Here is a 14,581-nt window from a genome sequence, read left to right on the forward strand (position 1 = left end):
CGTGCTCAGCTTTTATGCCAGGCTGAGTCGCTCGAAAGGCACACCCGCATATGCGTGTCGTGGAATTGACCGGCGTCGACGGCTATCTCGCCTTCGACCTCGACTGTGCGCTCAGCGTCGGCGGCACTCGCCTCGCCCCTCACATCAGCCGTTCGGAGGCCGTGGTCCTCGCCCGCGCCATGACCTTCCGCCATGCCGTGCTCGGCCGGCGTGTCGGCGGCGCCGCCGCCCTGCTGCGTGCCACACCCGAGACCAGGGACGACATTCTGGGGCGCTATGTCGCCGAGATCCATCCCTTAGTCGAACGCCGCTCTTTCCTGACATTTCCTGATATCGGGACCAGGGCCGAGGACCTTCCCGCCCCCTCCCTGACCGGCACCACCACCACCCACACCGCCCTCGGCATCGCCGTCGCCGCCGAAACCGCCCTCGGCGGCCTGCGGGGACGCACCCTCGCCCTCTACGGCTTCGGCGACACCGCCGCCGCCCTCGCCGCCGAGGCCCTCACCCGCGGCGCCCGCGTCACCGCCGTCGCCACTCCGCACGGCACCGTCCACCGCTCCGGCGGCCTCGACGTCCCCCTGCTCCTCCACCTCCGCGACCGATACGGCGACGCCTGCGTCGCCCACGTCGGCCTGCCCGTGCACCCGCCCACCGCCCTGTTCACCGTAAACGCCGACATCCTGGTCCCCGCCGACCGCCCCGGCACCCTCGACGCCCCCCGCGCCACCCGCACCCCCGCCCGCCTGATCGCCCCCGCCACCCTCGCCCCCTACACCCGCACCGGCCTCGCCACCCTCCACGCCCGCGGCGTCCTCGCCCTCCCCGACTTCGTGAGTACGGCAGGAGCCGACGTCACCCCCACCACCTCCCGCGGCCACATCGAACACACCATCGCCACCCTCACCGCCCAAACCCTCACCACAGCCGACGGCCCCTACCCCGCCGCCTGCACCCTCGCCGTCGACTTCCTCCACACCTGGACCCCCCTCCCCCTCCCACCCCCACTCCTCCCGGACTTCACCCCCGCACGCCAAGGTCCGTGACGGTAAGAACACCATCGATGAGCTGGTCAGAGCCGTACACTGAGAGTCATGAGCTGGACCCAGCATGTGCCATATGTTCTGGAACAGGATGAGGACGGAGTGTGGTGCGCCAGTGCCCAACTTCGTCCGGGTGTGGGGGCCGTCGGCGACGGACTCACGGCGGAGGCGGCTGTGGAGGACCTGCGCCAGGCACTCATCGCGCTCATCGAGGAAGTCGGCCCGTCGCCGGAGTTGACCGTGACGGTGGACGTCGCCTGATGCCTCCAGTGCCATCGTTGCCTGGGGCGCAGGTGGTCCGGGCGTTGGAGAAAGCCGGGTTCGACGTCGCGCGGGTGCGCGGCAGTCATCACATTCTGCGCCACGAGGATGGGCGTGTGGTAAGCGTGCCAGTCCATCTCGGTCGAGATCTCCCCAAAGGGACCTTGCGTAACATCCTTTCACTTGCGGGAATGACTGCGGACGAACTTACAGATCTCCTATAAACGATCATGTGACATCTGGGGTGTACGTGGACAATTGTTGCTAGAGGTGTCACTCTTCCGTGCATGCGAATCATGGCAGCGTTTGCTCTAGGCCTGTCTTCGCTGGTAGTCGGGGGCGGCACTGTGCAGGCGACCGCGGCTCCGGCTTTCCAGTTGCCTTTCACATGTGGTGAGTCGTGGCGTGGCACCACGTCGAGTTCCGCGCACGGCTCCAAGTGGGAGATCGACTTCAACCGGGGGAACTCGCCCGACGCGGATCTCGGCAGTGCCGTGCTCGCGTCGGCGGCGGGAAGGGTGGTGACCTCCGCCCACCAGGGGAACAGCAACGGTTTCGGGAACCTCGTCAAAATCGAGCACGCGGGTGGGCTCGCCTCGTATTACGCGCACCTGAACGCGCGCTTCGTCAAGGCGGGCGACACGGTGGCGCGGGGCCAGCGCATCGGCACGGTCGGGAAGACCACGATGGCCTCCCGCAAGGGCATGCCCGCGCACCTGCACTACGAGGTGCGCGCGAAGACGGGAACGTGGCCGAACAACATCAAGCCCGCGGTGTTCAACGGGGTGCGGTTCGGCTATCCCACTCAAACGTTGACGTCGAAGAACTGCGGCGGCGGCGGGGAGTCCAAGCCGCAGCCGGGGCCGAAGCCGGGCGGCAATCCGTATTCCCCGGAGAGGGTCTGCGGGTCGGGCTACAAGCGCATCGACTCGGCGCCGCTCGGAAAGGCGGCGACCGTCTTCCTGCTCTATAACTCCGCCAACGGCCACAACTGCGTGACGACCGTCAAGAACACCGGGACGGGTGGCAAGAGCGCTGTTTCGGCCTACCTTGAGGTCAAGGGCAAGCGCCGCACCACCGACTCGGGCAACTTCCAGTACTACGCCGGCCCCGTGCGCGCCTACGCCAAGGGAGTCTGCGTGAAGTGGGGCGGCTCGGCGGGCGCCACCCGCTACAACAGCCCGTTTGAGCACTGCCGCGGATAACACGCGTGCTGGTACGGGGGAAGTCAGGGGAGTTCGACCTCCAACGCATCAAGAAGGACGGGCCGCCGAGCTGGAACTCGGGGTCCTACACCAGCGTCGACCAGATCCGGAAATGGGTCGGCGACACCAGGCCCGACGACGTCGAGGGTGTCGCCGTCTCCTACCGGACCATGGCCACGATGCTCGCCGGGGACTGCGTCGACAAAGGCCTGAACCACCACCTTTACAAGGCCGCCCAGCAGGTCGCGGAACACTGGGGCGGCGACGCGGCCAAAGCCGTCCTGCGCTCCCTGCACAAACTGGAGGCCAACGCCCGCGAACTCGCCGACCGCTCCGCCCGCCTCGCCCACTCCCTCAACGGCTACGCCAACACGTTGCGGCAGTTCAAGGACAACCGGCCGGAGAACGGCTGGTTCACCTGGGACAACGACATCTCCGGTGCCTTCAAGGAGACTTCACCTGGGATGATCGTGTCCAACTTCATCACGGGCGACACCAAGTCCGACACGGACAAGGCGCGTGAGTTCCTGGTCGGGCTGAACGAGCGGATCGTCACCCACTACGAGATGTTTCCCGACTCCCTGGCCCGCATGCCTTTGAACAGCGGACCACCGGCGGACCCCAGCCTCGGCCAGCTCCCCAAGACCTCCATCCCCTCGGGCGGCCTCCCCGGCGGCGGTCTTCCGGGCGGTGGCCTGCCCGGCGGGGGACTCCCGGGCGGCGGCTTGCCCGGCGGTGGTGTGCCCGGCTCCCCGGACTACCCCGGCACCGGAGCCCCCGGAACACCGCACTATCCAGGCGGCGGAACCCCCGGAACCCCCGGAACCCCCGGAACACCCGGCTACCCCGGCGGCTCCCCGGCCGACCCCAAGCTCCCCGGCAGCCCTGCCCTCCCCGCAACCGGCGAATCCGGTCTACCCGGACGCCCGGACCTCCCCACCGGGAGTGACCCCCGAGCGGTTCCCGGCCTGCCCGACGGCTCAACCATCCCAAGAGCCACCGAACTAGCCGGCTACGAACCTCCCGCCCTCCCCACCGGAACCGGCCCCGGCACACCCGGCCTGGGCACCCCCGGCTACCCCACGGGAACCACCCCGGGCCTGAACACCCCCACCACGGGCATCGGCAGCCCCGGCGCCATAGGCGCCGCGCCCGGCACCCCGCTGGGCGCCCCCGGAACCCTCCGCCCCGACGCCACCCGCCCCGGCGGCATGAGCGGCGTCCCGATGATGCCGTACGGCGGAGCCGCCGGCGGCGAAGGCCCCCAGGACCGCGAACGCACCACCTGGCTCTCCGAAGACGACGACATCTGGGGCACCAACCCCGAAACCGCCCCACCCGTCATCGGCTAGGGCCCGCCCACCGAGGCCGGTCCTCTATGGACCGGCCTCACATCGCCTGTCCGAGTTACCCGGTCACCGCGGCGGGGGCGCGCTGTCTTTCGCACGCGACGACGGCCGACCTCCCGGGAGCTGATACCGAGCCTCTGCCCGCTCATACGTTTCTTCGCCGCGTTGGAAATCGTCGCTCTCCGTAGTGAGCTGGAGCGCCCTGTCGCGGTCCCGCTGGCAGGAGCCGCCGGCCGTCCTCGAAGCCGGTGTGGACCGCCTGCGCTAACTGCGAGGAGAGAGCGGGCCCCTGCTCGATCAGCGACTCGCTGGGGCTCCGACCGCGCGGTGGCTGCTGCGGCGACGGCCAAGACAGGCACAGGGCGCTTGGAGCCGGCGACGCTGCCCTCGGTGTACAGCATGTGCCCACCGGCCAGCCGCAACGGCAGCGGCTTGGCACCCGCTCGTGCGGCGTCGATGCGTGCCCTCCGGGCCGTCTCGGGGGTGCGGCGGCGCAGGATCAGCAACCGGCCCGCGTAGTCGAAGGTAGACAGGAAGTGGTAGAAGACCCACCGGTGGGCCGAGGTTGCGTCACCATCGCGCCGATGGCCGCCGCATGCCTTCTCGCCGGCGCCAAGCGCCCGGCTGCCGAAGCGGTCGAGGGCCTGTTTGAAGGAGGCGGGGAGACCGAAATGCCGCCGCTGGAGGGAAGCCGGGCTCAGGGATGTCGCCGGGCCGCGATCACGGCCTGGCCGAGGCTGAGGCCGCCGTCGTTTGGGGGGACGCGGTGGTGGGTGAGCACCTGGAGGCCGTGGCGGCGTAGTGCGTCGGTGAGGCGGTCGGTGAGGAGCCGGTTCTGGAAGACGCCGCCGGAGAGGGCGACGGTGGTGAGGCCGCTCGCCTCGTGGACGCGGAGGCAGGCGGCGACGGTGAGTGCGGCGAGGCCGTTGTGGAAGCGGGCGGCGACGGCCTCGGGTGGGGTGCCGGTCCGCCGGTCTTCGACGACGGCGCGCACGAGTTCGCCGCCGTTGAGGAGCAGAGAGGGGCCGGGGTAGGGCAGGTTCCCGTTGCAGGACGGGGGGTCGCCGCGGGCGATGTGGGCCGGATAGGCACCGGTTTCTGTGGGGTCTGCCGTCTGTTCCAGGGCGATGGCGGCCTGTCCCTCGTAGGCGACGGTGTCGTGCAGGTCGAGGAGGGCGGCGACGGCGTCGAAGAGACGGCCGGCGCTGGTGGTCGGCGGAGAGTGGGCGGGGGTTTTGAGGAGTGCTCGCACCCGGTCCCAGTCGGCGGCGTGCCGGTGTTGAACCGGAGGGGTGTGGGTGAGGTCCATCTCCGCGAGATACGCCGCCGCCATGCGCCACGGATGCCGGATGGCCGCCTCGCCACCGGGCAGCGGCACGGGGGTGAGCGACCCGACACGGACATATCCCGTGAAGTCCGCGATCAGCAGCTCACCACCCCAGAGGGTGCCGTCGGTGCCGTATCCCAATCCGTCGTAGGCCACGCCGATGACGGGACCGCGTTCGCGGTTGTCGGCGAGGCATGAGGCGATGTGGGCGTGATGATGCTGGACACCCGCGAGCTCCACGTCGGCCAGCTCCGCGGCGTACTTCGTGGACAGATATTCGGGGTGCAGATCGTGGGCGACGACCTCCGGCACGACACCGAACAGGCGCTGAAAATGCTCGATGCCCTCGGTGAAGGCGACCAGCGTCTCGTAGTTCTCCAGGTCGCCGATGTGATGTGACAGAAAAGCCCGGTCCCCCTGCACCATGCAGAAGGTGCTCTTGAGCTCTCCCCCGCAGGCGAGTACGGCGCGGCGCACCGGACGTTGAAGGGAAAGGGCGAGAGGTTCCGGGGCATATCCCCGCGATCGGCGCAGCGGTGTCGCCCGCCCCGCGACGATCCGCACGACGGAGTCGTCGGTGCGGATGTGGATGGGACGGTCGTGGGTGAGGAAGGCGTCGGCCACGGATGAGAGCCCGTTCAGGGCTTCGGCGTCCTTGAAGGCGATGGGTTCGTCGGAGATGTTGCCGCTGGTCAGGACTATGGGCCCGGTCTCCCGCAGAAGCAGATGGTGCAAAGGGGTGTAGGGCAGCATCAGCCCGATCTCCCCCGTGCCAGGGGCGACCGAGGGCGCCGTGAGCGCCTCCGCGTGGCGTGGCACGAGCACGATCGGGCGGCGCGGATCGGCCAGCAGCCGCTCGGCCTCGGAGGTGAGGCCGGCCAGGGTGCGGGCCGCGGCCAGGTCGGCCACCATGACGGCGAAGGGTTTGGCCTCGCGGTGTTTGAGGTCCCGCAACCGCCGCACCGCGGGTTCGTCTTCGGCGCCCACCGCGAGGTGATAACCGCCGAGCCCTTTGACGGCGACGATCAGGCCGGTCCGCACGGCGGTGACCGCCCGTTGCAACGCGGCCTCCCCCTGAGCGAGCACTTGCCGGTCCGCGCCGTCGACGACCGTATAGGAGAGCACCGGCCCGCAGTCCGGACAGCAGGTGGGCTGGGCATGGAACCGGCGGTCGGCCGGATCGGCGAACTCACGGGCGCACTCCCCGCACATGGGAAAGCGCGCCATGGTGGTCGTGGACCGGTCGTAAGGCACACGAGTGACGATGGTGAACCTGGGACCGCAGTTCACGCAGTTGACGAAGGGATAGCGATAACGCCGGTCGGCGGGGTCGAACAGCTCGGCCAGGCAGTCATCACACGTCCCGAAGTCTGGTGACACAGAAGTACGGCGGGAGCCGTCCTGGACACTGTCCGCGATGTGGAAGCCGCGATCCCCGGTGAGCGGCAGCACGGTCGTGGCGACCCGGTCGATCACGGCGAGCGGCGGCGCCTCCCCTTTGAGGTCGCCCAGGAAGAGGTCAAGCGCGGCACGCAGTCCCTCGACCTCGATGAACACCCCTTTGGGGTCGTTGCCCACCCATCCGGCCAGGTCGAGCCGCCGGGCGAGGGTGTAGACGTGCGGGCGGAAACCGACGCCCTGCACGATCCCCTCCACCCGGATCCGCAGCCGGACCCGCTCTGTGCTCACACTGTGAGCCTTCCCCGGCACACCTTCCCCGGGACCGGCGCGGTCCGCTCCGCATCAAGGCTTTACCCCCGGTTGTGCCACCAGGGACACCCGGAAGTCCTTTAGGACGTCTGATCGCTGGGCGGGTTGGGATAGGCGTAGAACCGCGTCTGCACGAGCCGCGCCTCGGGATCGGCCTCCTCCGCGGACTTCCCGTACTTCATCAGCAACGCGATGTACTCCTCGAAGAACTCCACCAGCTCCGGCAGCGTCACCCGGATGGCGCCCCGCGAGTAAGGGAACGCGTCCCCCCAGGCCCCCGGCTCAACGGCGGCCTGCGCGAGGCGGAACGCCCGCATGTCGTCGGCCACCCCCCTGGCGTTGATCTCGTCGAGGAGCGCCCGCGTCTCCGCGTCCTGCTCGCTGCGGAGCGGGAAGCGCAGGTCGGCCGAGACGAAACGCCACCACCGCTCACGCCCGCGCGCCCTCTCGGGCACTTCCTCGATGAACCCGTGTTTGGCCAGCTCACGCAGGTGGTAGCTGGTCGCGCCGGTGTTGAGGTCGAGTTTGCGGGCCAGCTCGGCCGAGGTCGAAGGACCGCCCTGGCTGAGCAGGTCGAGGATGCGCTGCCGGCGGGGGTGGGCGAGTGCCTTGAGCACCTCCAGATCAGCGATCTTACGCGTCAGAGGTTGCTCACCCATGGCGTCAACCTAGCCTCGGCCGTCCCGCTTATGCAACTTACCCCTTCCTCATCTGCGATGAACGTTCCCAGTGTGCACAATCAAGTTTGCACAAAAGGCTGTGCACAATCCATTATGCAACTATGGGAACCCTCCGCACATCACCCGAAGACCACGCCGTTCAAGGCGGCCAAGGTCCCCGCCCCCTCGGCCGGATCCCCGCACTCCTCGCGCTCCTCGCCGTCGTGGCCGCTGCCGTCGGCGCCTGGCTGGCCGAAGGGCCACCCGCCCCGGCCGGCCCCGACGCCCCCGCGACCACATTCAGCGCCACACGCGCCTGGCCCCACCTCGCCCACATCGCCCGCGAACCCACCCCGATCGGCTCACCGGGTGGCGACGCCGTACGGAACTATCTCGTCGACCGGCTGATCGCCCTCGGCCTGCGACCCGAGGTGCAGACGGGGGTCGGCGCCCGGACCTTCGGCGCCGACGTGACCGCCGGGCTCGCCAAGAACGTCGTCGCCGTCATCCCCGGCCACGCCTCGACCGGCCGCGTCGTGGTGGCCGCACACTACGACTCCACCCCGACCACCCCCGGAACCAGCGACGACAAGGCGTCGGTGGCCGCCGTGCTGGAGATCGCCCGTGCCCTCACCGCGGGCGGGCAGCTCCGCAACGACGTGGTGCTCCTGCTCAGCGACGGCGAGGAGCCGGGCCTCATAGGCGCCGAGGCGTTCGCGCGGCACCCCCTCGCCCAAGGCGGCAGCGTCATGATCAACCTGGAGGGACCGGGCAACGCCTCGCCTTCCTCTATGTACAACCTGACACCGGGCGGGTCCGGGCTGATCTCCGCGTTCGCCCAGGTGCCTTTCCCTGTCGGCGAATCCGCCGTTACCGGCGTCTACCGGCTCAGCGGCTTCCACTCAGACCTGAGCGTGCTTGAGGAGCGTGGCGTCATCGGGGTGGATCTGGGCTGGTCCGACGGCCGTGCCTACTATCACCACCCCCGCGACACGGTCGCGAACTTCGACCCCGCCGCGCTGCAAATGCAGGGCGAGAACGCGCTCGTGATGGTGCGCGAGGTGGCGAACGCCGACCTTCCGCAGTTACGTGCCGCGCCGGAAGAGGTGTTCTTCGCTGCCTTCGGCACGGTGATCGGCTACCCGGGGTGGCTGGCGACGCCGCTGGCCGGGGCTGGGGTGCTGGCCGTGCTGGCTTTCGCCGTACTCGCGAGGCTGCGTGGCGAGGCGACCGTGCCGCGGTTGGTGCTCTCGGCCGCTGCGGCGCTGATCCCGCTAATGATCGGCATGGCTGGGGCGGCCGGGTTGTGGGCGGGGCTGACCGCGTGGGACCGGGGATATGCCAGCCTGGCGAGTGATCCCTATCAGCCGGGGCCGTTCCGCCTGGCGATCATCTTGATGGTGGTGGCGATCGTCTGGGGATGGTTCGCCCTGGCTCGCAGGTGGCTGGGTCCGGTCGCGCCCGTGGCCGGGGTGCTCTTCTGGCAGGCACTGCTGGGTGTGGCCGCAGCTGTGTTCCTGCCTGGGGCGTCCTATTACGGGGCGCTCACCGCGCTCGCCGGTGGGGCCGGTGGGTGTGCGGCGCTCGTGTTGCGTGACCGCAGGCCGCTGTTCGCCCTCGCGGTGTGGACCGTGGCGGCGTTGCCGGGGGTGGTGGTGTTCGGCATCGGCGGCCGTTCACTCGGCAGCGCGCTGGGGCTGGCGATGGCGGCGCCGAGCGTGGTGTTTTACATGTTCGCGGCGATGTCGGCGCTGCCGCTGCTGGACGCCGCCACCCCGCGCGCCCGGGTGCTCGCGGCCCTCGGTCCGCTGCTGGCGGGGGTGCTGGCAGTGGTGATGGCCGGGGCCGGGGTGGTGGTCAACCGGTTCGATCAAGAGCGGCCCCGGGTGGCACATCTGGCATATGTGCTGTCCGCCGACAGCGGCCGGGCGGCCTGGGTGAGCATGGACGCGCAGCCGCATCCGTGGGTCGCCGAGCGTGCCCGCGAGGCGACCGGCGCCTTCGACCTGCCGCTGCCGCACAGGCAGTCCCCCGCGCGGGTCGGCCCCGCGGTCGCCGCCGATCTTCCGGCGCCCGAGGTGACCGTGCTGGAGGAGCGGCGCCGGGGCGACACGACCGTACTGCGCCTCCGGGTGCGGTCGGCACGCTCCGCCTACCAGCTCAACCTGCAGGCCGGCGCACCGGTGATCGGCGGCACCATCGAGGCGTACGGCGAAAGCCCGGTGCCGTTGCCGATCGCCTCCGAGCAGAGCGGCCCGTGGCCGTTCGAGGTGCAGTTCTTCGCGCCGCCTCCCCAAGGGGTGACGTTCGAGCTTCACCTGCGCGGGCGGACCACGCCGAAGCTTGCCGTCTCCGATATGACGGTCGGTCTCACCGATATCCCGGGCTATCGCCCGCGCCCGCTCGATCTTGAACGGACACCGTCGACCGGTGGCCTCGTCACGGACTCGGTCACGGTGGTCCGCACGATCGAGGGCCGCCGTAAGTGATCTACCGAGTGCTGCGCATCAAGGCTTTACCCCTGGTTGTGGCACTAAGGGTGTCGGCGTCTGGATAGCCCGGCATAGCGTGTCGAATACGCTTAGTAACGGAGTGTCGATATGTCTGTCGCCATGGAAGACATGGAGTCGGCTGCCACCGAAGCCTTCGCCAGACGCGAAGGCGCAGGCAAAGCGCTCGCCGCGGACGCCGACAAGGTGGCGCTCGCCTGCCGGGACATGGCGGCATGTTTTCACCGCGGCGGCAAGCTCATCACGTTCGGTAACGGCCAGGCCGGGACAGACGCCGCGCACATCGCGGTCGAGTTCATGCACCCGGTGATCATCGGCAAGAGGGCGCTGCCCGCGATGGCGATCAGCAACGACCCCGCGTCGATCACCGAGGTCGCCGCCAGGGAGGGCTACGACGAGGTCTTCGCCCACCAGGTCGCGCAGTGGGCCGCGCCGGACGACGTCGCGCTCGGCATCTCGCCCGACGGCCAGTGCGCCGACGTGCTGCGCGGGCTTGAGGTGGCCGACGAGCTGGGACTACTCACCGTGGCGCTCACCGGGGGCTACGGCGAGGCCGTGCCGGAGAGCCCGGCCGTGGCCCACGTGCTGACAGCCCGCTCGGGTGATCCATCCGTGGTCAAGGAAATCCATGTGACGACATATCACCTGCTGTGGGAACTGGTGCATGTGTTCCTTGAACAGCCGGGCCTGCTCGGGCCGGAGGTGATCCGATGACGAGCGGTCACTGTAGCTCCGGCCACTGTGTCACCTGCTCGGACGAGGCCATGCCGGTGCGGGTGGTCGCGCTGCTGCCCGAGGATCTCGCCTACGTGGACACGGGGGCGGGCCACGAGACGGTGAGCGTCGCCCTCGTTTCGGCCGAGGTGGGCGACACGCTGCTCGTGCACGCCAAGGAGGCGATCGCCGTACTCCCCCGAGACCGCCACGACAGCGGGGGGAGATAACCATGGACGAGCGGGAGTCCGCCGGGATGCGCGGCCTTTACCCCTTTCTCTACGCGGAGCAGACCGACATGGACGGTGTGCTCGACGAGGTGAGCCGCTCCACGGTCGAGAAGGCACACGAGATCGTACGGCTGCGCTGTACGGTCGCCGAGGCGTGCGCGGCGGACGTGGCGGCGTGCGCGGTGCGGATGGCGGAGTGTTTCGCGGCAGGTGGGCGGCTGTTCGCCTTCGGCAACGGCGGGAGCAGCACCGACGCTCTGGAGGTGGCGACCGCGTTCGCCGCGCCGAGCAGGGGCAGGCCGCTCCCGGCGATGTCGCTCACCAGCGACGTCGCCGTGGTCACCGCGTTGTCAAACGACGTCGGTTTCGAGGTGGTCTTCGCCCGGCAACTGGCGGCGTTCGGGCGTCCCGGGGACATCGCGTTCGGGTTGTCGACGAGCGGCGGGTCGGCCAACGTCGTGCAGGCGTTCGAGGAGGCGGCGCGGCGCGGCATGGTGACGGTCGCGCTCGCCGGCTATGAGGGCGGCAGGCTCGCCGAACTGGAGACGCTCGACCATCTCTTCGTGATCCCGTCGTCGTCGGTGCACCGCATCCAGGAGGCGCAGACGACCGTCTACCACGTTCTCTGGGAGGTGACGCAGCACGCACTGATCCACATGTCGAAGGCGCCGGACGGCCCGGTGGCCACTGGCACGAGGTGAGGAGGCGACATGCAGGCTCCCGAATCGACAGCCGCAGCGAGTGAGAAAGACGAGCCGGTTGTCCACATCCTGTGGATAAACGCGGGCCTGAGTTGCGACGGTGACTCCGTCGCGCTGACGGCGGCCACGCAGCCGAGCATCGAGGAGATCGTGCTCGGGGCACTGCCCGGCCTGCCGAAGATCGCGGTGCACTGGCCGTTGATCGACTTCGAGAGCGGTCCATACGGGGGCGCCGACACCTTTATCGAGTGGTTCTACAAGGCCGACCGCGGTGAGCTCGAACCCTTCGTGCTGGTGATCGAAGGGTCGATTCCCAACGAGTCCATCAAGCAGGAGGGCTACTGGTGCGGCTTCGGCAACAACCCCGAGACCGGGCAACCCATGACCACCAGCGAGTGGCTGGACCGGTTGGCGCCCAAGGCGACAGCCGTACTCGCCGCCGGGACTTGTGCCACATATGGCGGTATTCACGCCATGTCCGGCAACCCCACCGGTGCGATGGGTGTGGCGGACTACCTGGGTTGGGACTGGACGTCGAAGGCGGGGCTTCCGATCGTCAATGTTCCGGGGTGCCCCATCCAACCGGACAACCTCTCCGAGACGATCCTCTACCTGCTTTATCAGGTGGCGGGTCAGGCGCCCATGATCCCGCTGGACGAGGCCCTTCGCCCGCAGTGGTTGTTCGGCAAGACCGTCCATGAGGGATGCGACCGGGCCGGATATTACGAACAGGGTCAGTTCACCACGGAATACGGACAGCCCGAGTGCCTGGTGAAGATCGGCTGCTGGGGGCCGGTGGTGAAGTGCAACGTGCCGAAACGTGGCTGGATGAACGGCATCGGCGGCTGCCCCAACGTGGGCGGCATCTGCATCGCCTGCACGATGCCCGGCTTCCCCGACAAGTTCATGCCCTTCATGGACGAACCTCCCGGGGCGCTCGTGTCCTCCACAGTCAGCGGGGTCTACGGCTCCGTGGTCCGAGGACTGCGCCACATCACACAGCGGACAGTGGACAAGGAGCCCAAGTGGCGCCAGAAGAGCCACGCCCTGCTCACCGGTTACAAGGCGCCCTGGAGTGAACGATGACCGCACCGCAGAAAGACCGCGAACTCGTCGAGATGGCCTGGGATCCGATCACGAGGATCGTGGGCAGCCTCGGCATCTACGCGAAGATCGACTTCAGGAACCGGGAGGTCGCCGAGTGTTACAGCACCTCGTCGGTCTTCCGCGGATACAGCATCTTCATGAAGGGCAAGGACCCGCGCGACTCGCACTTCATCACCAGCCGGATCTGCGGCATCTGCGGTGACAACCACGCGACGTGCTCGGTCTACGCGCAGAACATGGCATACGGCATACGCCCCCCCGCACTCGGTGAATGGATCATCAACCTGGGTGAGGCCGCGGAGTTCATGTTCGACCACAACATCTTCCAGGAGAACCTGGTCGGGGTGGACTACTGCGAGAAGATGGTGCGGGAAACCAACCCGGGCGTGCTCGCCCTCGCCGAGCGCACCGAGGCCCCGCACGCGGCCGAGCACGGATTCCGCACGATCGCCGACATCATGCGCTCGCTCAATCCGCTCGAAGGCGAGTTCTACCGCGAGGCGCTGGCGGTCAGCCGCACCACACGTGAGATGTTCTGCCTGATGGAGGGCCGGCATGTGCACCCCTCCACGCTCTATCCGGGCGGTGTGGGCACGGTCGCCACGGTGCAGCTCTTCACCGACTATCTGACCAGGTTGGTGCGCTACATCGAGTTCATGAAGAGGGTCGTGCCGATGCACGACGACCTCTTCGACTTCTTCTACGAGGCGCTGCCCGGTTACGAGCAGGTGGGACGGCGCCGGGTGATGCTCGGCTGCTGGGGGGCGTTCAACGACCCCAACCACTGCAACTACAACTACGAGCAGATGTCCGCCTGGGGCCGCAAGATGTTCGTCAGCCCCGGCATCGTCATCGACGGCAAGCTGATCACCACCGACCTGGTCGACATCAACCTCGGCATCCGCATTCTGCTGGGCAGTTCCTATTACGAGGACTGGGCGGACCAGGAGCCCTTCGTCACCCACGATCCGCTGGGCAACCCGGTGGACATCCGCCACCCGTGGAACCAGCACACGATCCCGAAGCCACAGAAACGCGACTTCAACGACAACTACTCGTGGGTGATGTCGCCCCGCTGGTTCGACGGGGAGAATCTACTCGCCCTTGACACCGGCGGCGGGCCGCTCGCCCGGCTGTGGGTGACGGCGTTGGCGCGGCTCGTGGACGTCGGCTACGTCAAGTCCACCGGCCACAGCGTGCTGATCAACCTGCCGAAGACCGCGACGCTTCCGGAGAAGACCTTCGAGTGGAAGATCCCGGTGCGCAACGGCGAGATGTTGTCCAACGCCCTCGAGCGCAACCGGGCGCGCGCACCTACTTCCAGGCGTATGCCGCTGCGGTCGCGCTGCACTTCGCCGAGCAGGCCCTGGCCGACGTGCGGTCCGGCCTGACCCGCACCTGGCAGGAGTTCACCGTGCCGGAGGAGGCGATCAGCTGCGGTTTCACCGAGGCCGTGCGGGGGGTTCTGTCCCACCACATGGTCATCAGGGATGGGAAGATCGCAAACTACCATCCTTATCCGCCCACGCCGTGGAACGCCAGCGTGCGCGACATCCACGGCACTCCGGGGCCCTACGAGGACGCAGTGCAGAACACCCCGATCTTCGAGGAGAACCCGCCGGACACCTTCAAGGGCATCGACATCATGCGCACGGTGCGCAGCTTCGACCCCTGCCTGCCGTGTGGTGTGCACATGTACCTCGGCAACGGCAAGGAACTCCGCAAGCTCCACAGCCCACACGCGTTCACCACGTCATAGCAGGGG

At 68.7% G+C, this 14,581-nt stretch carries 14 protein-coding genes; 12 read left to right on the forward strand and 2 right to left on the reverse strand.

Annotation, left to right across the window (positions count from 1 at the left end; translation table 11 throughout):
- Nucleotides 1-50: 50 nt before the first annotated feature.
- From Ssi02_RS27530 to Ssi02_RS27550, 5 genes are all read left to right on the forward strand, one after another.
- Complete coding sequence (locus Ssi02_RS27530; RefSeq protein WP_204030487.1) at nt 51-1,046, forward strand: Glu/Leu/Phe/Val dehydrogenase dimerization domain-containing protein; 996 nt, start codon at nt 51-53, stop codon at nt 1,044-1,046.
- Nucleotides 1,047-1,094: 48 nt separating this feature from the next.
- Nucleotides 1,095-1,304: a hypothetical protein gene (locus Ssi02_RS27535; RefSeq protein ID WP_204030488.1), complete on the forward strand. Its 210-nt coding sequence runs from the start codon at nt 1,095-1,097 to the stop codon at nt 1,302-1,304.
- A complete protein-coding gene (locus Ssi02_RS27540) occupies nt 1,304-1,528 on the forward strand; it encodes a type II toxin-antitoxin system HicA family toxin (RefSeq protein WP_204030489.1) in 225 nt (74 codons plus the stop codon). Before Ssi02_RS27535 ends, Ssi02_RS27540 begins: the two co-directional genes overlap by 1 nt.
- Nucleotides 1,529-1,600: 72 nt before the next feature.
- The gene (locus tag Ssi02_RS27545; RefSeq protein WP_239129838.1) at nt 1,601-2,509 is read left to right on the forward strand and encodes a M23 family metallopeptidase; all 909 of its coding nucleotides are present in this window, start codon (nt 1,601-1,603) and stop codon (nt 2,507-2,509) included.
- A 5-nt stretch (nt 2,510-2,514) separates the two neighbouring features.
- On the forward strand, nt 2,515-3,861 hold the full coding sequence (locus tag Ssi02_RS27550) for a WXG100 family type VII secretion target (RefSeq protein WP_204030491.1): 1,347 nt from the start codon (nt 2,515-2,517) through the stop codon (nt 3,859-3,861).
- A 694-nt stretch (nt 3,862-4,555) separates the two neighbouring features.
- Here the strand turns inward: Ssi02_RS27550 and hypF are convergent.
- Nucleotides 4,556-6,874: a carbamoyltransferase HypF gene (hypF, locus tag Ssi02_RS27555; RefSeq protein WP_204030492.1), complete on the reverse strand. Its 2,319-nt coding sequence runs from the start codon at nt 6,872-6,874 to the stop codon at nt 4,556-4,558.
- 101 nt (nt 6,875-6,975) lie between these two features.
- Complete coding sequence (locus tag Ssi02_RS27560; protein WP_204030493.1) at nt 6,976-7,554, reverse strand: ArsR/SmtB family transcription factor; 579 nt, start codon at nt 7,552-7,554, stop codon at nt 6,976-6,978.
- A gap of 122 nt (nt 7,555-7,676) precedes the next feature.
- Between Ssi02_RS27560 and Ssi02_RS27565 the strand changes: the two genes are divergently transcribed.
- From Ssi02_RS27565 to Ssi02_RS38920, 7 genes are all read left to right on the forward strand, one after another.
- Complete coding sequence (locus tag Ssi02_RS27565) at nt 7,677-10,043, forward strand: M28 family peptidase (protein WP_204030494.1); 2,367 nt, start codon at nt 7,677-7,679, stop codon at nt 10,041-10,043.
- A 111-nt stretch (nt 10,044-10,154) separates the two neighbouring features.
- Nucleotides 10,155-10,778: a D-sedoheptulose-7-phosphate isomerase gene (locus Ssi02_RS27570; RefSeq protein WP_204030495.1), complete on the forward strand. Its 624-nt coding sequence runs from the start codon at nt 10,155-10,157 to the stop codon at nt 10,776-10,778.
- Nucleotides 10,775-11,008, forward strand: a complete 234-nt coding sequence (locus Ssi02_RS27575) for a HypC/HybG/HupF family hydrogenase formation chaperone (protein WP_204030496.1) — start codon at nt 10,775-10,777, stop codon at nt 11,006-11,008. The genes Ssi02_RS27570 and Ssi02_RS27575 overlap by 4 nt, the downstream gene beginning before the upstream one ends.
- A 2-nt stretch (nt 11,009-11,010) precedes the next feature.
- On the forward strand, nt 11,011-11,709 hold the full coding sequence (locus Ssi02_RS27580) for a D-sedoheptulose-7-phosphate isomerase (RefSeq protein ID WP_204030497.1): 699 nt from the start codon (nt 11,011-11,013) through the stop codon (nt 11,707-11,709).
- 9 nt (nt 11,710-11,718) lie between these two features.
- Nucleotides 11,719-12,795, forward strand: a complete 1,077-nt coding sequence (locus Ssi02_RS27585; RefSeq protein WP_204030498.1) for an NADH-quinone oxidoreductase subunit B family protein — start codon at nt 11,719-11,721, stop codon at nt 12,793-12,795.
- Entirely contained in the window at nt 12,792-14,207 is a 1,416-nt protein-coding gene (locus Ssi02_RS27590; RefSeq protein ID WP_239129844.1) for a nickel-dependent hydrogenase large subunit, read from the forward strand. Before Ssi02_RS27585 ends, Ssi02_RS27590 begins: the two co-directional genes overlap by 4 nt.
- Nucleotides 14,183-14,575 carry a nickel-dependent hydrogenase large subunit gene (locus Ssi02_RS38920; protein WP_239129870.1) on the forward strand — a complete coding sequence of 131 codons (393 nt, stop codon included), beginning with the start codon at nt 14,183-14,185 and terminating at the stop codon, nt 14,573-14,575. Before Ssi02_RS27590 ends, Ssi02_RS38920 begins: the two co-directional genes overlap by 25 nt.
- Nucleotides 14,576-14,581: the final 6 nt, after the last annotated feature.

The organism is Sinosporangium siamense (genome assembly GCF_016863435.1).
In the GTDB taxonomy this organism is placed as follows: Bacteria; Actinomycetota; Actinomycetes; order Streptosporangiales; family Streptosporangiaceae; genus Sinosporangium; species Sinosporangium siamense.